Origin of the sequence: Microbacterium sp. MMO-20 (assembly GCF_037147735.1) — a bacterium.
Lineage (GTDB): Bacteria > Actinomycetota > Actinomycetes > Actinomycetales > Microbacteriaceae > Microbacterium.
Genome location: NZ_JBBCUU010000013.1, coordinates 1 through 19896, shown reverse-complemented (window position 1 = coordinate 19896; position 19896 = coordinate 1). Strand labels below are relative to the sequence as shown.

17 protein-coding genes are annotated in these 19896 nt (G+C 66.0%); 10 read left to right on the top strand and 7 right to left on the bottom strand.

Annotated features, from left to right (window positions below; genetic code table 11):
- The first annotated feature begins 3 nt into the window (after window positions 1–3).
- From WFI52_RS13480 to WFI52_RS13470, 3 genes are all read left to right on the top strand, one after another.
- A complete protein-coding gene (locus WFI52_RS13480; RefSeq protein ID WP_336627480.1) occupies window positions 4–3396 on the top strand; it encodes a DUF499 domain-containing protein in 3393 nt (1130 codons plus the stop codon).
- Window positions 3397–3586: 190 nt separating this feature from the next.
- Window positions 3587–3919 (top strand): Pycsar system effector family protein, encoded by a 333-nt coding sequence (locus WFI52_RS13475; RefSeq protein ID WP_336627481.1) that lies wholly within the window; start codon window positions 3587–3589, stop codon window positions 3917–3919.
- Window positions 3920–3952: 33 nt separating this feature from the next.
- Window positions 3953–4651, top strand: a complete 699-nt coding sequence (locus tag WFI52_RS13470; RefSeq protein WP_336627482.1) for a hypothetical protein — start codon at window positions 3953–3955, stop codon at window positions 4649–4651.
- A 590-nt stretch (window positions 4652–5241) separates the two neighbouring features.
- On the opposite strand, the gene WFI52_RS13465 is transcribed toward WFI52_RS13470, so the two are convergent.
- Window positions 5242–6392 (bottom strand): IS3-like element ISAar43 family transposase gene (locus WFI52_RS13465; protein ID WP_336627483.1). Its coding sequence is split into 2 segments (ribosomal slippage): window positions 5242–6122 and window positions 6122–6392, totalling 1152 coding nucleotides; the frame shifts between segments, so codons are not numbered across the junction.
- Window positions 6393–6670: 278 nt separating this feature from the next.
- Window positions 6671–10699 carry a protein kinase domain-containing protein gene (locus tag WFI52_RS13460; RefSeq protein WP_336627484.1) on the bottom strand — a complete coding sequence of 1343 codons (4029 nt, stop codon included), beginning with the start codon at window positions 10697–10699 and terminating at the stop codon, window positions 6671–6673.
- Window positions 10700–10898: 199 nt separating this feature from the next.
- On the opposite strand from WFI52_RS13460, the gene istA reads away from it, so the two are divergent.
- From istA to WFI52_RS13440, 4 genes are all read left to right on the top strand, one after another.
- Entirely contained in the window at window positions 10899–12278 is a 1380-nt protein-coding gene (gene istA / locus WFI52_RS13455) for an IS21 family transposase (protein ID WP_442927773.1), read from the top strand.
- Window positions 12275–13078 (top strand): IS21-like element helper ATPase IstB, encoded by an 804-nt coding sequence (gene istB / locus WFI52_RS13450; RefSeq protein WP_336627486.1) that lies wholly within the window; start codon window positions 12275–12277, stop codon window positions 13076–13078. Before istA ends, istB begins: the two co-directional genes overlap by 4 nt.
- Before the next feature lie 117 nt (window positions 13079–13195).
- On the top strand, window positions 13196–13441 hold the full coding sequence (locus tag WFI52_RS13445; RefSeq protein ID WP_336627487.1) for a hypothetical protein: 246 nt from the start codon (window positions 13196–13198) through the stop codon (window positions 13439–13441).
- Window positions 13438–14454 (top strand): zeta toxin family protein, encoded by a 1017-nt coding sequence (locus WFI52_RS13440; RefSeq protein WP_336637420.1) that lies wholly within the window; start codon window positions 13438–13440, stop codon window positions 14452–14454. The genes WFI52_RS13445 and WFI52_RS13440 overlap by 4 nt, the downstream gene beginning before the upstream one ends.
- Window positions 14455–14641: 187 nt before the next feature.
- Here the strand turns inward: WFI52_RS13440 and WFI52_RS13435 are convergent, their stop codons facing one another.
- From WFI52_RS13435 to WFI52_RS13415, 5 genes are read right to left on the bottom strand one after another with little or no spacing between them, the layout of a single operon-like run.
- Window positions 14642–14905 carry a hypothetical protein gene (locus WFI52_RS13435; protein WP_336627488.1) on the bottom strand — a complete coding sequence of 88 codons (264 nt, stop codon included), beginning with the start codon at window positions 14903–14905 and terminating at the stop codon, window positions 14642–14644.
- Complete coding sequence (locus WFI52_RS13430; protein ID WP_336627489.1) at window positions 14902–15795, bottom strand: hypothetical protein; 894 nt, start codon at window positions 15793–15795, stop codon at window positions 14902–14904. Before WFI52_RS13430 ends, WFI52_RS13435 begins: the two co-directional genes overlap by 4 nt.
- A 5-nt stretch (window positions 15796–15800) precedes the next feature.
- Window positions 15801–16271, bottom strand: coding sequence for a hypothetical protein (locus tag WFI52_RS13425; RefSeq protein WP_336627490.1), 471 nt, complete (start codon window positions 16269–16271; stop codon window positions 15801–15803).
- Window positions 16268–16558 carry a glutaredoxin domain-containing protein gene (locus WFI52_RS13420; RefSeq protein WP_336627491.1) on the bottom strand — a complete coding sequence of 97 codons (291 nt, stop codon included), beginning with the start codon at window positions 16556–16558 and terminating at the stop codon, window positions 16268–16270. The genes WFI52_RS13425 and WFI52_RS13420 overlap by 4 nt, the downstream gene beginning before the upstream one ends.
- Complete coding sequence (locus tag WFI52_RS13415) at window positions 16548–16778, bottom strand: helix-turn-helix transcriptional regulator (RefSeq protein ID WP_210007852.1); 231 nt, start codon at window positions 16776–16778, stop codon at window positions 16548–16550. The genes WFI52_RS13420 and WFI52_RS13415 overlap by 11 nt, the downstream gene beginning before the upstream one ends.
- A 124-nt stretch (window positions 16779–16902) precedes the next feature.
- Between WFI52_RS13415 and WFI52_RS13410 the strand changes: the two genes are divergently transcribed.
- From WFI52_RS13410 to WFI52_RS13400, 3 genes are all read left to right on the top strand, one after another.
- A complete protein-coding gene (locus WFI52_RS13410) occupies window positions 16903–17490 on the top strand; it encodes a hypothetical protein (RefSeq protein ID WP_336627492.1) in 588 nt (195 codons plus the stop codon).
- Window positions 17483–18592: a tyrosine-type recombinase/integrase gene (locus tag WFI52_RS13405; RefSeq protein WP_336627493.1), complete on the top strand. Its 1110-nt coding sequence runs from the start codon at window positions 17483–17485 to the stop codon at window positions 18590–18592. The genes WFI52_RS13410 and WFI52_RS13405 overlap by 8 nt, the downstream gene beginning before the upstream one ends.
- A 215-nt stretch (window positions 18593–18807) precedes the next feature.
- Window positions 18808–19896, top strand: a 1089-nt coding sequence (locus tag WFI52_RS13400) for a pentapeptide repeat-containing protein (RefSeq protein ID WP_336637419.1), incomplete at its 3' end; no start/stop codon positions are given.

The window sequence follows — 19896 nt, the reverse complement described above, 5'->3', positions numbered from 1 at the left end:
TCGATGGCGATGAACAACCGTGATCGCGTGGGCAAGGCCTTCGACCTGTTGTCGGAGGGTCTGCTGGACTCTGTCGACGAGGTGATGACCGCCGCCTACGGGACGTCGGACTGGCCCGCCGCGTGGGCGCGAGAAGACGCGCAGCGCCGGGGTGGGCCTGCACGAACGTTGACGAAGCATGACGTCCAGGTGCAGCTTCGCGCGATCACCGAGCAGGGCTACCGATTCAAGGACGTGCTGTCGCGGGCGCAACAGGGGTTCGGCTCAGAACTGCGCGAAACACGAAATCTATGGGCGCACAACGAGCCGTTCAGTTCTGATGACGCGGCGCGCGCGCTGGACACGATCGAGCGACTGCTTCATGCCGTCGGAGCGGTGGACTCTGCCGAGGACGTCCGCAAGCTCCGGGTCGACCTGCAGCGCACGGTCTTCGAGGATCAGACGCGCAAGCAGGTCAAGCGGACGACGGTGACCCTCGACCCGGGTTCGGGTCTGCGGCCCTGGCGCGAGGTGATCCGCCCGCATGATGATGTGGCACGGGGCGAGTTCACGGCATCCGAGTTCGCCGCCGACCTGCATCTCGTACGGACAGGCCAGGCGACGAGCCCCGAGTACGGCGACCCGGTCGAGTTCTTCACTCGCACCTACCTCACGGAAGGTCTGCGGGATTTGCTATCCCGCGCCCTCCGACGCGTGGGGGGCGGGGACGGCAACGCCAGCCCCGTCGTCAACCTCCAGACCAACTTCGGTGGTGGCAAGACGCACTCGATGCTCGCTCTCTACCACCTGTTCAGCGGCACGCCCGCGAAGGACTTTCCTCAGGAGCTGCAGGAACTCATCGCTGAGACCGGGAACCCGGACCTTGCGAGTCTGGGCGTGAAGCGTGTCGCGCTCGTCGGCACGTACCTCAAAGCAGGATCGCCGCTCATCAAGGACGACGGAACAGAGGTCCGCACGCTCTGGGGCGAGCTTGCATGGCAGCTCGGCGGCCGCGAAGCATACGACCTGATCGCAGAGGACGACCGCGCCGGGACGAACCCGGGCGAGGCCTTGAGGACGCTCATCGCGAAGTACTCGCCGGCGCTGATCTTGATCGATGAGTGGGTCGCGTATGCGCGGCAGTTGGTCACGGACAAGGAGCTTCCATCGGGCTCGTTCGAGACGCAGTTCACGTTCGCACAGTCGCTAACCGAAGTCGTTCGGTCGGTACCCGGTGCGATGCTCGTGGTCTCGATCCCGGCATCCGACACGGGCGATGCGGGTAGCGGAAGCGACATCGAGATCGGTGGTGCGAACGGTCAGCTCGCGCTGGAACGGCTGCAGAATGTGATCCGTCGTGTCGCGGATCAGTGGCGGCCGTCGAGCAAGGACGAGTCTTTCGAGATCGTGCGCCGCCGTCTCTTCCAGGCGCCGAACGCGGAGGGCCTCACCACGATCGCCGCCGTGGCGCGCAGCTTTGTCACCCTGTATCGGAGCAACACTGCTCTGTTTCCGCGCGATGCCGCGGTCCCGAGCGACGACTACGAGCAGCGCATCCGGGCGTCGTACCCGCTGCACCCCGAATTGCTGGACCGTCTGTACGAGGATTGGTCCACGTTGGAGCGGTTCCAGCGCACCCGCGGCGTGCTCAAGCTCGTGTCGTCCATCGTGCACGAGCTGTGGGCATCCAACGACACGTCCCCGCTGATCCTCCCCGGCAACGTGCCGCTGGAGGCAACGACGGTCAACACGGACCTCACCCAGTACCTCGAGGACCAGTGGAAGCCGATCATCGACTCGGACATCGACGGTCCGGGGTCTATGGCGCAGCAGATCGACCTGGACCGCCCCAACCTGGGGCAGCGGTTCGTGACGCAGCGGATCGCGCGAACGATCTTCATGGGAGCTGCCCCGAGGATCAAGTCGTCGCGGAAGGGCTTGGACAAGCAGTACGTGTGGCTCGGAACAGCGGCTCCCGGTGACACGCTCGGCAACTTCGGCAGTGCGATCGAGCTGCTCGCGCAAAGGTCGACGTACTTCTACGAGGAGCAGGGCCACTACTGGTTCGACACTCAGCCGTCGGTGACGAAGACCGCGAACGACTACGCCGAGCGACTCCGTGAGGACGTCGAAACTGTGTGGAACGAGATCACCGAACGACTGCGCAGCGAGGAACGCGCGCGCGGCATCTTCGACCGGGTGCACGTCGCCCCTGCATCCAGCGCCGACATCCCGGACCTCGAGGACGCGCGCCTGGTGATCGTTCACCCGCGCCACTCGCGGCGTAAGTCGGACGGCGCCGACTCCTCAGCCCACCAGTGGGTGCGCGACGCGATCGAGACCAAGGGCGCCAGCCAGCGCGTGCACCGCAATACCCTCGTGTTCCTTGTCGCAGACAAGAGCGAGCTGGAGAGCCTGGAGGCCGCCGCGCGCAGCTACCTCGCGTGGAAGCGCGTGCAGGCGACCAGCGAGAGCCTCAACCTGTCGGTGCAGCAGAGAAAGCAGACCGACGACTGGGTCACACGCCTGGATCGGACCGTCTCGGACCGGATCCGCGACACCTTCGTGTGGGCGGTCTACCCCGAACAGTTCGACGCCACCAAACCGTTCGAGCTGATCACCGACAAGGTGCCGGACTCAAGCGGCCGATCCCTCGCCGAGCGAGTGGCCGCGAAGCTCTCCCGCGATGACCAGCTCGTCACCGAACTCGGCGCGCCGATCCTCGGCGCGACACTGCATCAGGAGCTCGGACAGCTGTGGCGCGACAAGGGCGAGATCAGCGTCGGCGAACTGTGGGGATACTTCACCCGCTACGTCTACCTGCCGCGCCTCGTTCGGCGAGAGACCCTCGACTCCGCCATCGAACGGTCGCTGAACTCCGTCCTCGTCGATGGCGAGAAGTTCGCAATCGCGACGGGGAAGGACACCGAGGCGGGTCGCTACCGGGGGCTGATCGTGCCCCCAGCTCACAACGCCGTTATCCAGATCACCGACAGCACTCTGCTGGTGGACTGGAACACGGCCGATGAGCAAGCATCTGCAGACCGAGCCTCCGCCGCTCGGGAGGCCGCCCGGCGCGCCGCCGAGGAAGGGGCCGCAGAGCTAGGTCCGATCGACATCGTGCTGGTCGATGACGATGCAGACGACTCCGCCACAACGACCGAAGACATCGTCGCACCGCGACGCCCGAGCCGCTACTTCGGCTCCGTGAAGGTCGACCCCGATCGCTACTCAAGGGATATCGGAAACGTGACTCGCGAAATCATCGACCGCCTCGCCGGCGCCGGCGCCAAGCTCGAGATCACCATAGACATCCAGGCGAGCAAGGGCGACGGCTTCGATGAGGGCGAGGTGCGCACGATCTCCGAGAACGCCCGCGTGCTCAAGTTCGACGCGAGTTCCGGGTTCGAGAGCTGACCGCATGATGCCCTGGCGGAGAGTGAAGTCCACGCCCAGCTCCCCAACGCACGCCGACTTGTGGAGCCAGCTCGAGAATGTGAATGGTTGGATCCGACACGCGGACGCGAAACTGGCCACGCTCATCGCGTTCGTCGGTGTGGCTGGCGGCGGTCTATACGTTACGGCGCAGGGCAGGTCGCCACTTTGGGTGCTCCTGATCGCCGCGGCAGCCGGCTGCAGTCTTGTGGTTGCAGGCATGCTCGCCTTTGTCGGCCTGCTCCCACGACGTAGGTATACGCCGAGCGCAACGCAGGAACGTATCTACTACCGCGCCATCGCCAATGACTACGAGGGCCCTGACGCATACGCTCGCGCGATTCTCACCATCGGCGACGAACTCGCTCCGAATCTGGCACGTCAGATTCATGCCAACTCGTGCGTGGCCGACCGCAAGTTCGTGCTCGCAACCGGGGCCACGGTCGCATTGCTAGTGGCGCTGGCGATGCTTGTTGTGGTCGCCGCCTTCCGTGTCCTCAGCTAGCGAAATCGACCTGGACCACTGAGAGGAGCACCGATGGGACTTGCGGATGAGCTTCGCGATTATGCGAAGGCGACGCACTCAACGACATGGAAGCGACGCGACGGTCAGAAGGTACCTGAGACAGGCGACTTGGCCCTCGGAAACGAGGCCGTTGACCTCGATGCAGTTGTCCTCTACGCGGATCTGAAGGATTCGACGGGCCTCGTCAAGGGGTGGAAAGACTGGTTCGCGGCTGAGGTCTACAAGAACTACCTGTACGCGGTGTCTCGCATCATCCGCGCGCACGGCGGTACCATCACCGCTTTCGATGGGGACCGTGTCATGGGCGTCTACATCGGAGGTTCGAAGAACAGCAATGCGGCGAAGACCGCGCTCAAGATCAACTGGGCTGTGCAGAAGATCCTGCAGCCTGCCATCGACGCTCAGTACCCATCGAACACGTACATGCTCAAGCAGAAGGTCGGGATCGCCACCTCCAAGACGATGGTGGCACGAACGGGGATCCGCGGTAGCAACGACCTCGTTTGGGTTGGAAATGCAGCCAACATCGCCGCGAAGCTGGCAGCGCTAGATGCCGGATACAAGTCCTACATCACGCAGGAAGTGTTCGGGATGCTCTCCGACGAGACGAAGTATGGCGGCAACGACAAGCGCCTGATGTGGACAGATCTGGGAACGGCGCACGGATACGGGCGAATCTACGGCTCAAACTTCTGGTGGTCGATCGCATAGACCTCGTGTCTCGTGAGACATTCGACTTGCGCATAAATGTCGGGTCGATCACCTTGAGACCCGTGAGACCGAACTCCTCAATCGCAGGCGTGAGAGTGAGATCGAGGATGAACTCCTCGACGAAGTCTGGAGTCTGCAGGAGGGCGAACGTCTTCTTGGCGTAGTCGGAGAGATCCTGATAGAGGTCGCCTAGGAAACGTGTGCCCAGCTGGGGGTCGCTGAAGTCGTGCACCAGCTCGCCACCGGGCGTCGTACGGCGGAAGAAGTCGCGCAGCCCGTCTGCTGCGGTCGCCGAGATCTCCGCGTGCCAGACGGCCGAGTGATTCCGGTCCACAAGCGGGGCGCCTGCCGGCAGTTCGGCGAGCGTGCCGAACGCTTGCTGGAGCCAATCTCGCGAGGTCATCGTCGGCGCCGCGGCGTAGAACGCGGCCTCGTTCTCCACCGCACGCTCCAGCCCATCACCAGGCCCAGCGATCCACGGCTGAGCCACCGAGCGCCCGTCACGCGCCGCACCGGCAAGCAGTCCGTTGTCCTCGCAGAAGCGGATGAACACTGTCGCGATGATCCACGCAACCCCTGGGCCGCCCCCTTCATTCGGTCCGGTCGCTGTGCGAGTCGTCGGTTTCCGATTGATGGGTGCATTGCCGAGCGTAGTCGACGGGTGCGAGGTAGCCGAGCGATGAATGCCGGCGGTCGTGGTTGTATTCGGTCTTCCAGTCGCCGATCACGACCTGGGCGTGGAGCAGCGAGTAGAAGCTGTTGATGTTCAGGCACTCGTCGCGGAGCCTGCTGTTGAACGACTCGACGTACCCGTTGTGCCAGGGCGAGCCGGGCGGGATGTAGAACAGGCCGGTGCGGGTGCCGGCCCAGTGGGCCATCGCGTCGCTGATGAACTCGGGGCCGTTGTCGGATCGGAGCACCGCGGGGGCGCCGCGGACTGCGACGAGGTCCTCGAGGTGGGCGGTGAGCCGGTCCGCGGTGATCGACCGTTCGACGAGCCCGCCGATGCACTCGCGGGTGTGCTCGTCGACGATGGAGCAGATCTTGATCGGACGGCCCTGCTCGTCCGCGTCGAACTGGAAGTCCACCGCCCACACGAGGTTGGGTGCGACCGCTGCCGGGGCGTCGACGGTCGAAGACCCAACGCGTTTGCGGCGACGCCGCTGCGGGACGCGCAGCCCTTCCTCGCGCCAGAGCCGTTGGATCTTCTTGTGGTTCACGACCCACCCCTCGCCGCGGGCATCGTGGTAGGCCCTGCGGTATCCCCACCGCGGGTGCTTCTTCGCATACGCCCGCAGCCAGTCCCGCAACGCCAGGTCCGGGTCGGCTGTCGTCTCGCCCTGGAGCGGGCGACGGTATGCGGACCTGCTCAGCCCGGCCAGACGGCACGCCATTCGTTCGCTCACCCGCAGCTTGCGCTTGAGGTGGTCGACGGCGGCGCGGCGCCTGCCCGGGCCTAGAAGTTTCCCTCAGCCAGCTCCTTGAGCGCGGCCTTCTCGAGCTCTGCCTCGGCGAGCAGCCGCTTGAGCGTGGCGTTCTGCTTCTCGAGCTCCTTCAGCCGCTTCGCGTCGTCGGCCTTCAATCCGCCGTACTGGTTCCGCCACCGGTAGTACGTCTGCTCGGACACTCCGAGCTCTCGACACACCCCGGCGATGTCGCTCCCGCCCGCGAGCATCCTGTCGGCCTGCCCGAGCTTACGGACGACCTGCTCCGGAGTGTGACGCTTCCTGCTGTTCGTCATGATCTGACCAGTCTCCCTGCCCGGACCCCCGGGCAACAGGACGACTCACACAACCACCGGACCTACCGAACGGGGTCAGCCCACCCCGGCCTGCGCAACTTGCCCGTCACGCCAATCGATCCATGCGAGCCCCGTACGTTCCCGTGCCTGAGCACGCCCGTATTCCTTCCTGAGCCGCGAACCCCAAGGGGACTCAGGGTCTTCTGCGCGCACCCGCAGGTCCGCCTCCAGAGTCTTGAGCTCGCGCTTGAGGTCAGCGAGAAGTGCAGCGGAATCGATCACGAAACGCTGGCCTTTCTGGTGAGAGAGGGGGTCGCGGCTGAGAGGACGGTATGTGACTCGCCATCCCCTAGCTGGAAGGAATCGATGCCCAACTCCAGCCAACCATCCGCACCGAACGGCATCGGCACGCCGTCCAGATCGGGGGTGCTGCCCGTGAGCGGACGCGGCAGGACGAACCAGCGCGCCGCGGCGCGCGAGGTCGACATGTCCATCACCGACGCGATCAGGTCAACGAGGCCAAGCCGAGCGAGCACCGCCGCGTTGGTGAGCATGAGCGGCTGTGGCGATTCCATCAGCTCATTCCATCGAGGAACGATCGCGAGGCGAGCCAGCTGCTGCAGGTTCCGCTGGGCGGTGCCGCCGGCATCCGCCCGATCTGCAGCAAGAACGACACCCCATTGGATGTTCTTGTCGGCGGCGGTCTCACGCAGTGCATCCAGCGCAAGGTCTGCAAGGTCGATGACACGCGTGTCGTAGGCGTGGGCGAGCGCTGTCGTGACGAGCGGCGTGGGTCTACGCCGAGTCACGACAAGAGCCAGTGCGCTTCTCTCTCGGAGCGACGCCTGCAGTCGAGCCACGACGGTGTCGTCTCCGGTGGCGCGTCCCCACGTCGTCGAAGATGCGGTCGCGGTCGCCGAAGTCGCGTCCGCGGCGCGCATGGCGTACTTGCGGAGGTCGCTCCGCCATTCGAGATACGGCATCGCGGCTCTCACCGCGACGTCAAGCGCGGGCCGCGAGGGGATGCTGTCAACGGCGGGGAACCGCGCACGCACTCGCTGTTCGATGGTGACTTCTGCGACCTCGCGCGTCGCGGCCGAGCGGAGGGCATGCTCCACCGCCCTCGCGGGCGACAAGTCCACTCGGTATGCCTCACCCATCGACGACTGCCGACCGCGTGCGGAGAGACCGATCGCGAGTTGCGCGATGCGGGCGTCGCTCAACCTCAGTGGCTTCTCTTCGTCGGCCCGCAGCGCCTCGCGGACGCGTGCAGCGGGCACGACGTCGTCCGCATCGAGGAGGTCGTCGATGATGGATGCCCGGTGAAGAATTGCCTCTAGGTGCGATTCTGCGTCGTCGAAGGACATGCCCGAGCCGTCTTCGGGCGCGTAGGCGACGATGATTCGGGTGCGGTCAGCCGCCCGCTGGAAGACGAACTTCGGGTCCCGGTACCGAGCATCGAGTTCGAGGATCGCCTGCACGACGGCGGTCGCGACCTTCGTTCGCTGCTGTTCATCGTCGATGGACGACCCATATTCACGTAGGAGCTTGGCCGCGAGCTCGTCGACAGTCGCGATGCTCTCGAAGTCCCGCAGCCATCGGGAAACATCGTCGGCCGCCGTCTTGAGCGTTCCACCCTTGCGCAACCGCTTGAAGCGGTCCTCTGGCGACTCGCCGGGCTTGGGCGAGATGCCACTGAGGAAGTTCTCCACGGCCCGACGCCCGCCTGCCGCAGGAACCTCGGTCGTCGTGGTCGTATGCGCGAGACGCTCGCGCCACTGTCGGATGCGCGAGCTGATCTCGCGGCGCACCTGCTCGCCACTCCCGCGGATCTGGTTGATGACCATCGGAGGCACGCCGAGTAGCTCGCCGACGGTCGTCGCATTGACCCGCGCCACGACCGAGAGCGCGCGAGCGCTGAGGCCGGCTTCGGTCAGCGGTGTGTCGACGGACGCGGTATCCGCCTTCGCATCGTTCGCCTCTGCGGTGTCGTCGTCAATGGTCGCACCGGCGAGAGCGGCTGCCCACGCAACGCGCATGGCGTCGAGCGATGGATGCCGCTCGGTAGCGTCCGGCGCAAGCGCAACGCGGAAGAACGCGACGAGGCCTTCAGCGACACCCGTGTCGAACATGCTCGGCTGCACCACCGGCGCATCCGTCGCGCTCGCGGGCGCATCCCCGGACGGCCACCAAACCGGGTCTCCGGTGGCGAGTTCGAAGAGCGTCGCCGCAACCGCGAAGCGTTCAGCGGCCGAGTCGAACTGCCGCCGCGCACTCACGCCGAGGTAAGGATCGAGGTAAGGCCGCGATCCCGACTTGATGTTCGCGAGCGGCTCTTCCGCGAGGGAGAAATCGAACAGGGTCAGGCGCGGCTTGCGGGTGCCGGGGTCGGGCTTAACGGCGAGGTTCGACGGCTTGATATCGCGATGGAACACCCCTCGCTGCTCGAGATGCGCCACGGACTCGAACAGGTCCGCGCCATAGCGCTCGAGCTGCTCGATCGTGGCGCGACCCTCGAGACGGATGCGGTCCGACAGCGTCTCGGTGCCGGCATCCGTCATCAGGAGTCCCTGGCGCGTGCCGACGGGCAGAGGCCCATCCAAGCGCTTCACAATGCGAGGGTGGTCCAGCCGATCCAGCACCGATGCTTCGATCTGCAGGCGTGCGGCAGCTGCGTCGTCTTTCGCGAGCTTGAGGATGTCGCCCTCACGACCAGCCTCGTAATCGAGCACTTCGAGCGCTACACCCGTTGACCCCGAACCGCGGCGGCGTGCGATTTCGAAGCGGCCACCGATGATCTCCCCCACCGATGCGTCGAGTGGATCCGTCTGCGCGACGACCGGCTCATCGTCGTGCGTCTCGCGACGGGCGTCCTCGAATGCCACCTGGAAATCGGCGATGTCCAGGGTGCGTTCCATCTCGTCGAACGCCGTGGCTTGTGCAATGACGCCGGCGAGACGATCCGAGATCTCCGGCATCACTGACCGTGGATCGAGCCCCGTCGCGTCCGAAGCCACGAGCGATTCGAGAGCGGGCAGGTTCACTGCGGGGGGCTTTCCGGTCAGAACCGTGAAGGCAACCGCCCCCGTGCCGTACACGTCGAGCGTCTGCGCCGACGCAGGAGTCGCGTTCCGGAGCGTTTCGGGCGCGAGGTAGAGGAGCGCCTCGGAATCAACGACGCCGACGAGATCGGTGATACCCCTCGACACAACTGTCGCTGTGGAGGTCTCGGTGTCTCGTCGCCGCGCGAGATCCCAATCTCGGATCCGTACAGTGACCGAGTCGTCACCCGTGTCGGTAACCCGCACGCTCACGGGCGACAGGGCCCGATGAGTGAGCCGCTGGCCGTGCGCGAAACGGACGAGTTCGGTCAGGTCTTGCACGATGCGCTCGCGCGCCTCGAAGGTGAGGTCATCGACGTGCTGCGAGAGGTAGTCCTCGAGGCTCAGTTCGTCGGGATCGTAGGGAAAGAGGAGCGCCGGTCCATCTTCAGGAGTGAGGAGGTCAAGCGGGGCGATAATCCCGGGATGCATGATGCCGTCGGTGAGACGGAACTCGCGGCGTGCCCGCAGATCGACGGCAGCGCGGGTCTCGCGATCCGCGCCCTTCGGGTACGGAAACAGACGGATACGGCGCTTCGTCACACCGTCGGGGTGTTTGACGAGGAAGTCCTGCCAGCCGGGCCCCTCACCGAGCGGCTGGCTCGAGTCGAGAGGGTAATGGCCGATCATGCGCTGGCGGGGACGCGGCATCAGGCCCGCAGCATCCATCAGCGCGTCGATCTGCCTGGCGCGTGGGAGATCGATTGGTTCGCGGGTGGGCTGTTGCGCGAGCAACGTCGAGAATGCGCGGTCGGGAGCAAGTCCCTGGACTTCGAATCCGTCCAATGCCCAGACCGATTCAGCGCCGAACCGGTCGAGCCGGAGCTTTGATCGACGCCCGTGCATCACGACCGCCTCGTCGACGTACGGCACTACGTTGCTGGGGAGGTTTGCGGTGCGAGCCAGGTCGGAGAGGACAGAGCGGAGGCGCTTCGCCTTGTCGTTAGCCAGCAGCCGAGGGTTCTTCTCGGTGCGGTTCCCGAGGCGCCACATGCGCTGATCGCCGGTGATCTCGCCGCGCCACCCCTTGAGTTCAACGACGAAGAGACCGTTGCGAGTCAGCAGGAGCGCATCGACCTCGTTGAGCCGCCCGTGGTTGTCGGTGAAGGTGATGTTCGCCCATCCGCGGGCGATTCCATCGTCGGGCAGAAGCTGGCGGATTTTGTCGAGTGCCTCGGCTTCCTGCGCCTGGGCAGCGTCGCCCATGACACGCCACAGTGGCGAATCAGTCCGCATCTCCGCAGTACCCTCCAGAACCCAGTGACTCCACCATATCCGCGCAGCCCGACGCGGCTACGCCGTGGAGGCCGGCGGAATCCTGACGGCGCTCACTGAAATTCCCCACTTCTGCTCACTGAAATTCCCCACCCTGGGTCGCTCCGTCGCATGAGGCGGGCCTCCCTCGATGCTGGTGGTCTTCGACCACACACCAGCTTCCGAGGGAGGCCCTCTTCTCATGCTTTCAGAGAGGAGCAGCGTGGACATCCACGCTCTACACAGGCAGGGGATGACGATCAGTGAGATCGCCCGCCGCACCCACCATGACCGCAAGACGATCCGCGCATACCTGAACGGGGAACGCACGCCAGGCCAGCGCGAACGCGCGGCCCCGGACCCGTTCGATCCGTTCGTCGACTACGTCACCGCCCGCCTGGCGGAGGACCCGCACCTCTGGGCGGCGACGCTGCTGGACGAGCTCGTGCCGCTGGGCTATCCGGGGTCGTATCCGACGTTGACGCGGCAGATCCGGGCCCGCGGGCTGCGGCCGGCATGCACCGCCTGCGCGCACGTCACCCAGCGACCCAACGCGATCATCGCCCACCCGCCGGGCGAGGAGACCCAGTTCGACTGGCTCGAGCTCCCCAACCCACCCGCGCACTGGGGGTTCCCGCACAAGAACGCGTATCTGCTTGTCGGGTCGCTCGCTCACTCCGGGGTCTGGCGGGGCGTGCTGTCTCCGTCGATGGATGTCCCGCATCTGCTGGCCGCGATGACGACCGTGCTGGCTCTGTTGGGCGGGGTGACGAGGGTCTGGCGGTTCGACCGGATGGCGACGGTGTTGAACCCCGTGACCCGTGACCTGATGCCGATGTTCGCGGGGTTCGCGAAGCATCACGGCGTCGTGCCGGTGGTCTGCCGGCCGAGGTCGGGGAACCGGAAGGGCGTGGTCGAGAAGAACAACCACACAGCCGCGCAACGCTGGTGGCGCACCCTCCCGGACGGGCTGACCCTCGAGCAGGCGCAAGCCTCCGTCGAGGCGTTCGCCCGCCGGCAGGATGAGCGGCCGCGGCGCACCGAGACGGGCAAGACCACCGCGAAGATGATGTTCGCCGCGGAGCGGCTGCGGCCGCTACCGCCGGTCGTGTTCCCCGTCGTGATCACCGAGGAGCGCACCGCCACACGGCAGGCGCTGATCGACTGGCGCGGGAACCGCTACTCCGTCCCACCCGAGTTGGCTGCCGCGAAAGTCGTGATCCAGCAGCGGCTCGGCGCCGACACCATCGACATCGCCACCGCCTCCGGGACAGTCGTCGCCCGGCACCGGGTCGCGCAGCCCGGCCTCGGGGTCACGGTCCGCGACACCGGCCACGTCACCGCGCTCGAGGCCATCGCGATGGCGTCGGCGCCGCCGGGACGCCCGCACCGCCGGAAGGAACGCATCCCACCCGGGCCAGCGGCTCTCCGCGCCGCGCAGGTGCTCACCGGCACCGGGCAGCCCACCTCGACCGTGATCGATCTGGCCGCCTACGAGCAGGCCGCGAAGAACAGGAACACCCTCCGATGACCCCCACGACCACTCCGGCCAGCACTTACCAGCAGCTGCGGGGCCACCTCACCGACCTGAAACTCGCTGACGCCGCCGAAGCGCTCCCGAAGGTTCTCGATCAGGCGCAGGCCGAGGGCTGGACGCTCACCCACGCGCTCGAACGACTCCTGCAGATCGAGGTCACCGCGACCGACGCGAGACGCCTCGCCGGCAGGTTCCGGTTCGCGAACCTCCCCACCGGGACCACCCTGGACGACTTCGACCTCGACGCTGCCAGCGGCATCGACCGGTCGCTGCTCACCGAACTGAGCAGCTGCCGGTTCCTCGAAACGGCCACCAACGTGCTGCTGATCGGCCCACCAGGAGTCGGGAAAACACACATCGCGACCGGGCTCGGGCACGCCGCCGTGAGGGCCGGCTACCGGGTCTACTTCACCTCCGCCGCCGATCTCGCCGCGCGCTGCCACCGCGCCGCGATCGAAGGGAAATGGTCGACGATGATGCGGTTCTTCGCCGGCCCGACGCTGCTGATCATCGACGAGCTCGGCTACCTCCCGCTGCCCGGTGAGGCCGCCTCGGCGCTATTCCAAGTCATCAACCAGCGCTACCTGAAAACCTCGATCGTGCTCACCACGAACCGGCCCGTCGGAGCCTGGGGCGAGATCCTCGGCGACACCACCGTCGCCGCCGCGATGCTCGACCGGCTCCTGCACCGATCCGTGGTCGTCACCCTCGACGGAGCCTCCTACCGACTCCGCAACCACGCCGCTGCCGCGGACGAGCTACGCCGCGTCACCACCGGCACCAACCTGCGCTAACCTGACCCGGCGACCTGAGGACTTTCAGTGATCAACTCTGAGGAAGTTTGCTGAGCGCCGTCAATCCGCACTCCTCTGCGCTGCAACCTCGCCGGTACGATGAGTAAGGGAGGCCGCGTGGCTGGGATATCGGCATGGCGCGTCAATGACGCCGTCGCATACGAGGCGATGCGCGAGTCCGCAACGGTGCTGACGAGCCTGCTTCTGCAGTCCTCCATCGAACGCACGGGACCCTCCGCACCTGCGTTGTCTGAGCTTCAGCAGCTCCAACGAGACATTGTCGATGTGGACGGACACGACCGCGCGGCCGTGAACGCGCTCGCCGATCGAATCGCCGTCCGTATTGCGGAGCTGACGCCTTGAGCGGCTGGGAACTCGAAGCGAGTGAGCGTGACGCGATACTGGAGCGCGACGTCCTTCCTTTGGTCTTTCAGGACTCGACTCACCGTGAGGACTCGCCGTCTCTGACCCTGCTCGCCGGCCAACCCGGGGCTCCGCGTCCGAGAGCGGCTCGGGCGCTGGTCGTGGATCACGGTCAGGTGCCAGCGGTCGTGGGCGCCGAAAAGCTTCGCGCCTTCCATCCGCGCTTCGCCGAACTCTCCACCGGCAGCACAGCAGAGGCGCTCGACGGCGTTACCCGAGCCACAGCGGCATGGATGCGCGACTGCATCCGTTACGCCCGTGAGAAGAGGCGCTCGCTGGTGCTCGAGGGAGCGTTTCAGGACCCGGCAGTCGCGATCGAAACAACCGAGCGCTTCGCGGCGGCGGGGTTTCAGACGCGGGTCGTGGTCGTCGCATCGCGGAGAGCTGAGAGCCTTCTTTCCGTGGCATCCCTCTACCTGAGCAACGTTCACGCCGGCAAGCTTGCACGGCTCGTCAGTCGAGAAGCCCACGACCGCGCATTCGAGGCGACCCGCGCTCTCGCCGAGGCAACCGTGAACTCCGCTTCCGTCAGCCGGCTGACGGTTATCGGCCGCGACGGCAACTCCGTGTTCGACGCGCACCGCGCTGACGGTGACGCGGCGTTCGTGGGCGGCGTTGAAGCACTCGAAGCACAGCAGTCCGCGCGTCTGAGTCGACTCGATGCCACGCAATGGCTCAGCGAGCTTCACCACATGACCGACTTCGCAATGACGCGCCGAGACCTCCCCCGCGAGGCCATCCAGCATTTAGTCGAGCTGCACGAAGTCGCCTTGCGCGAGGTTATCCCCGAGCTGCACGTGCCCAGCGACGGCAAGTTCATCAGCGCGATCGAGCAGAAGACGGTAACAAAACTGGGCGACCTGCAGCGTTCGCTACCCCGCGAGGAGGTCATCGATCTCGCCGCACCCGTCGTCACTCCTGTCGGCCCCGAGCGGGGCGGAATCTCGCGCTAACTCACGCGATCGCGCATCGCCCGCTCCTCTCGGATCGCCCTGGTAGTGGCTCACAGCGCGATCGGAGGCGTGCGCAGTGCCGAGTCCGAGGATTACCGGACTGAGCGCAGCGAGGGAGGATATGCCGCAGGGCCGGAACGGAGCGCGCCGGAGGTCGCTACGATCGGCCGCCAGGAGGGATCCGCCGCTACTCCACCGAGAGCTCAGCGAGCTTCTGGATCAAGGGTCGCCGGTCCGCGAGCGGTTCAGTGATGAGCATCCGGATGACTCCGCGGAACATCTCGACATCCGGCATCGGCATCTGTCGATCAAGGGGCGCAACACACCACGCCACGTCCTCTTCGACGTCGTACCCCGGCTCGCTGTCGGGCTTCTCGGGGTAGTACATGAACGCGCTGATGGCGGTGCGGTAGAGCACCTTCTCGGCGCGACCTCGGTCGATGGCGCTCATCGGTTCAGTCCTGTCGTGTTGGGGTGATGCAGTATCGGATGCGGGGCAGCGGGGTCCAGATGATGAACGCGCCGCGGTTCCTCGTGGTGGCGGAGGCGATCGTTGACTTGCTTCGCGATGGCATCCATCCGTGCCTCCTCGATCTGCTGCGGCGTCAGGCTCGGCATCGGCTTGGGGCCTGGAGCCACACGGTTGAGTTCCTTCTGCAGGCGCGCGAGCTCCTCCTGCTGCTCAGCCAGCATGTACGTCGCGCGCGCCTTGAGGCAGTCTCGCTTCCACGCCGCCAGTAGTTCCGGCGGCGTGGCGAAGATCTCCATCATGGTCATGAGCTCCTCTTCGGTCCAGGTTCGTGAGAAGAAGGCGTCGGCCGCGACGCGGTTGGCTTTGCGCTCGTCGCGAGGTACGCGATGGAGACGCTGCGTCGGCAGGCCGGCCGCTCGGCGCCGCTGTTCGCGGTCGCGCCACGCGCGGTGGGAGGCCTTCTGCTTCTCCTTGTTGCGGGCGTAGTACTCGCGGCGGCGCGCACGCTGCTCCTCGGCATGGTCCGCGTAGTACTCGCGTCGGCGCTCGCGGTGCTTCTCGGCGTTGTCGCGATACTTGTCGCGCAGCCGCGCATTGACCTGATCCTTGTGCGAATCGCGCCAGCGCTGGTTGCGCTCGCGCTTGCCCGCCCGATACGCCTCGGGGTCTTTCTCGCGCTGCTCGGCCCGGTACTGGCGCTGAAAGTCGAGGTACTCGTCGCGATGTGCCGCGTAGTACGCGCGCGCATACTCGCGGCGCCGCTCCTTCCGCTGCTTCTCCCTCTCGTACAGGGCAGCGCGAGCATGCGCGATCTGAAGGCGAAGATCTTCGTTCGCTCGCTCGAGCCGTTCAGCATCGTCGTCGACCACAGTGATCACCTCGCGAGCGACGTGGTGGATGCCGGCGGCAACCAGATGCCGTCGAGCAGCGAGTCAGCGGGGGCGAAGCGGTCACGCAACGCACGCGGAGGCGCGAGCGGGAAGCATCGAGCGGCCTCTGCCGCCGACCGCTTGCCCTTCGGGAAGTACTCGTGGAAGAGCAGGCACTGCGGGTCGGCGGTGACCCAATGGCATAGGACGCCCCACCAGACCGTGAGATCGAGTTCAGCTTCCTCGACTGAGTTCGCCCAGACGCCGGCGACATGTCCGTCGACGAGTTGGGCGGTGCGCCACTCGTGCGCACCGGGATGGATGCCGCGGACTGCCAGTGCTTCGTCGATCAGCGCACGTCGGATGCGGCATTCCTCGTCGGTTGCGCGCCCTCCGAGGATGGGCGCTATGCGGCGAATCCGCTCCCCCGCTTCCGCGAGACTTTCGCCCGCGGCCGGGGTGCTTCGCTCGTTCATGATCCGCTCCCGAACCGGCGGGCGATCCGCTTCAGCTCATCCGGTTGGAAGCCCGACCAGTGGTCGTGCTCGTCGACGACCACGACCGGCGCGCGGGTGTACCCGAGGTCGCCGACGACATAGTCGCGGGCGGCGCTGTTTTCGCTGCGCGTGATGTCGCACTCGACGAACGGGATGTCGAGGTCGGCGAGGAGGCTCTCCGTGAGCATGCACTGAACGCACGCGGGGCCGGTCGTGTACACGGTGACGGCCGCCGGCGCGGCATCCTGCATTAGATCAGTAGCCATCGATCGTGCCTTCCCGCATGGCTGCCTCGACCCACTCGTCGACCTCGTCGACCGCGTAGAGCACGATGCGGCCGAGCTTGCGATAGCGCGGGCCCTTGCCCTCATGTCGCCACATCGCGAGCGTGCCGGTCGAGATGCCCGGCAGCTGGTCGGCCAGCATCTGTGGGCTCAGGTACTTGTGTTTCAGGTCGACAGGAGTCGTCTCGATCTTCATTGCCACGGTGCACCTCCGCTGCGTTGTTAGAACCGTGTTTGACATGAGTACACAACTAAGGAGTATGCTCTGTCAAGAGGTTCTGCGATGTTCGTTCGCGGTAATGCAAAATGAGGAGGTGAGAATCGACGTGACCACTCTCGATGGCACACCCATGTCAGCGGATGCCGCGACGGAACCCGTCGGGTCGGCGCTGCGCATTGCGCGGGCGTTCGTCGCAACCACGACGAACGACGAGACCGGGATCGAAACGACCCTCGAGGCGCACTACTCCCCCGACGAAGGTCAATACGTCGTCATGACGCTCGTCAGCCGCGCGATACGGCCCGACTTCGACCGGCGCGCGCTGCGTCACATCGCTGCACAGGCGATCGTGCAAGCCGCCGTCCCTCACTGCATCGCGGTGCGCATGGATGCCTCGGACGGCGGCGAATGGACGACGGTCGCAGACCTCACCGCCGGCGAGGGTCGCATCATCCCGCAGTGGATGGCATCCGCCGTCGTGAAGCGTGGGATGAAGGACGAGCGCATGGAGGTGATCGAGATCCTCTACGGCGCCGCCGCGCTCGCAGACCTACCGCCAACGAAGGCGGTGCAGGTGGAACTCGATGTGCCGCACCGCACGGCATCCGACTGGATCGCGAAGGCGCGCGCCGCCGGACGCCTCAAGGGCATGAACTACACGCAGGGTCGCCCACGTCGAACGGACGATGCCTAAGCGCACGACCCGAAACGTCTACTCCTACGACTCGGTCAAGCACGGCACGCTCTGGCGTGCCCGGTACGTCTCGCCCAGCAATCGCATCGTCGAGAAGCGCGGCTTCCTCACGAAGGCCGAGGCCGAAGCGTGGCTGACAACGGAGAAGTCGAAGCTGATCACCGGCGACTGGACCGACCCTCGCAAATCGACGGTCACCGTCGGCTCGTTGGCGCCGGCGTGGCTCGACATCAAGAAGCGCACACTGAAACCGTCTGCATACAAGCCGCTCGAGACGAGCTGGCGTCTCTACGTCGCGCCGCGCTGGGAGCGGGTGCCCCTGCGCCGTGTCGTCAACGGCGACATCGCGGCGTGGCTGAGCGAGATCGACCGCTCACCGTCGATCGTGCACCGCGCGTACGGGGTGCTGAACGGCATTCTGAAGCAGGCCGTCAAGGACGGCCGATTGGGACGGAACCCGGCCACGGGTGTCGACTCGCTGCCTCGCCGCCGGACCCGGCGCATCCGCCGATACCTGACGCAGGAGGAACTGCGTCGCGTTGCGGATGCGAGCGGCGCGCATCGGGCGCTCGTCCTGACGCTCGGGTACTGCGGTCTGCGCTGGGGCGAGGCGGCCGCACTCAAGGTCGCGGACGTCGATCTCGATAAGCGGCGGATCACCGTGCACCGGTCGGCCGTCGAGGTGCACGGCGAGATCCACCTGAGCACGCCGAAGACGGATGCCAGCACCCGGCTCGTCCCGCTACCCGCGATCGTGGTCGAGGCGCTCCGCGCGGAGATCACCGGACGCCGCAAGAGCGATCTCGTGTTCCCGGGACCGACCGGCGACTACATGCGTCGCGTGCGTTCCTCTGCGGGATCGAAGTCGTGGTGGAAGACGGCTCTCAAGACCGCGGGCATCGAGACGATGGTGCTGCACGACCTGCGCCACACCGCCGCGTCTATCGCGGTGAACGCCGGCGGCAACGTGAAGTCGGTGCAGCGGATGCTCGGTCATGCGTCGGCGGCGATGACTCTCGACCGTTACGCGGACCTCTTCGACGACGGGCTGGATAGGTTGCTCGATCAGATCGATGGAGCCGACGCCCGCGATTCTCACTGACGCTTGGCACCAGAGCCAGAGTGGCCAGTGGGCGCCCGCTGGAATCCGTTGGTTGACGATTGCACTCCGGCCGGTCTCGTGTATCCTGCAATGTTCGCTGGGGTCGAAGTGAGAGGCTCGACTAGGCGGCACTGAACCGCTGGCCAGCGGCTCCGGCGCTGCAGGAAACCGCGCGTTGCGGCGCCTCAAGGTCTGACAGAGAAGAGTGAACCCGAGTGATCGAGAACGACGCGCCCACGAAGCCCACCGCCGCGCCCTCCCCGAACGCGTTCGCCCGCGCGCGCGAACGCGTTCGCGGTACGAGCGCGACAGCCGACGCCGCGGCGTTCACTCCGAACGAGGAGCTCGTGGCAGCCGGCCTCCGGACTTTGCGGGCACCCCTGGCACTGTTCGTCTGCCAAGGCATTGCCGACAAGTACGGCGACGATTGGTGGACAGATGGCGTGCTTCAGATGTTCGTCTACAGCGCGACGCCAACGGTCGAGGATGTCATCCGGCGTCGCAAACTGCCCGCCTCCGGAGACATGGCGGAACTCTCAGACAGCCTGGACATCAGCGCCTGTTTGATTCTCCTCACCAAGCAGTGGAGTCGGATATTTGGCGCGGTGCTGGGTCAGGATCACCGGGGTTGGGCGTATGAACTGATTGGGGTCCGGAACGAGAACAAGCATCTTCGAGGGAGCGACCACGAAAGCGACTATGCGTGGCGAGCGCTGGACACCATGTACCGTCTCGGGCTGACGATCTCACCCGAGACTGCCGAGGAACTGCTGCTGCTTCGTTCCTCTGTAGACCTCTCGAAGTACCGGCTATCAGTAGCACCGAGCACCGACCAAGGCTCGCAAGCACCTTCAGAGAGCGTCGCAATCAACGGAGTCGATTCCGCGCCCGTGGTCCAGCTGGCAGACGATACTGAGCAGCGGTTTGCTCAATCGGAAGACTCCGATGAGAACGCACCGATAATCGCGGTCGACTTTTCGGGGGCGGACTTGCGGCGCATGAATTTTGCGAACGCTGACCTTTCCGGCGCTAACTTCAGCGACGCCAACCTCGAAGATGCCAACTTCAAAGGCGCCTGCCTCATCGGCGCGGACTTCACCAAGGCGCGACTCGGAGGGGCCAACCTCGAGGGCGCAAACTTGAGCGGAGCGCACTTCGAAGGCACGTCACTCTCGCGAGAGCAGTCTCACAGTTTCTACGGCGCCCGACTCACCAAGGCAGTGCTCGACGGGGCAACCCTCAACTTCGCTGGCTGCGACCTTCGCGACGCAGACCTTAGTCACACCAACCTCCAGGGCGCAGAC

Bases quoted from the DNA above. Each gene is read 5' to 3' on its own strand.
- WFI52_RS13435 (WP_336627488.1), bottom strand. From the start codon at position 14,905: ATGAGCGCCATCGACCGAGGTCGCGCCGAGAAGGTGCTCTACCGCACC.
- WFI52_RS13405 (WP_336627493.1), top strand. From the start codon at position 17,483: ATGCCTAAGCGCACGACCCGAAACGTCTACTCCTACGACTCGGTCAAG.
- WFI52_RS13470 (WP_336627482.1), top strand. From the start codon at position 3,953: ATGGGACTTGCGGATGAGCTTCGCGATTATGCGAAGGCGACGCACTCA.
- istA (WP_442927773.1), top strand. From the start codon at position 10,899: ATGCTGGTGGTCTTCGACCACACACCAGCTTCCGAGGGAGGCCCTCTT.
- WFI52_RS13425 (WP_336627490.1), bottom strand. From the start codon at position 16,271: ATGAACGAGCGAAGCACCCCGGCCGCGGGCGAAAGTCTCGCGGAAGCG.
- WFI52_RS13480 (WP_336627480.1), top strand. From the start codon at position 4: ATGGCGATGAACAACCGTGATCGCGTGGGCAAGGCCTTCGACCTGTTG.
- istB (WP_336627486.1), top strand. From the start codon at position 12,275: ATGACCCCCACGACCACTCCGGCCAGCACTTACCAGCAGCTGCGGGGC.
- WFI52_RS13420 (WP_336627491.1), bottom strand. From the start codon at position 16,558: ATGGCTACTGATCTAATGCAGGATGCCGCGCCGGCGGCCGTCACCGTG.
- WFI52_RS13460 (WP_336627484.1), bottom strand. From the start codon at position 10,699: ATGGGCGACGCTGCCCAGGCGCAGGAAGCCGAGGCACTCGACAAAATC.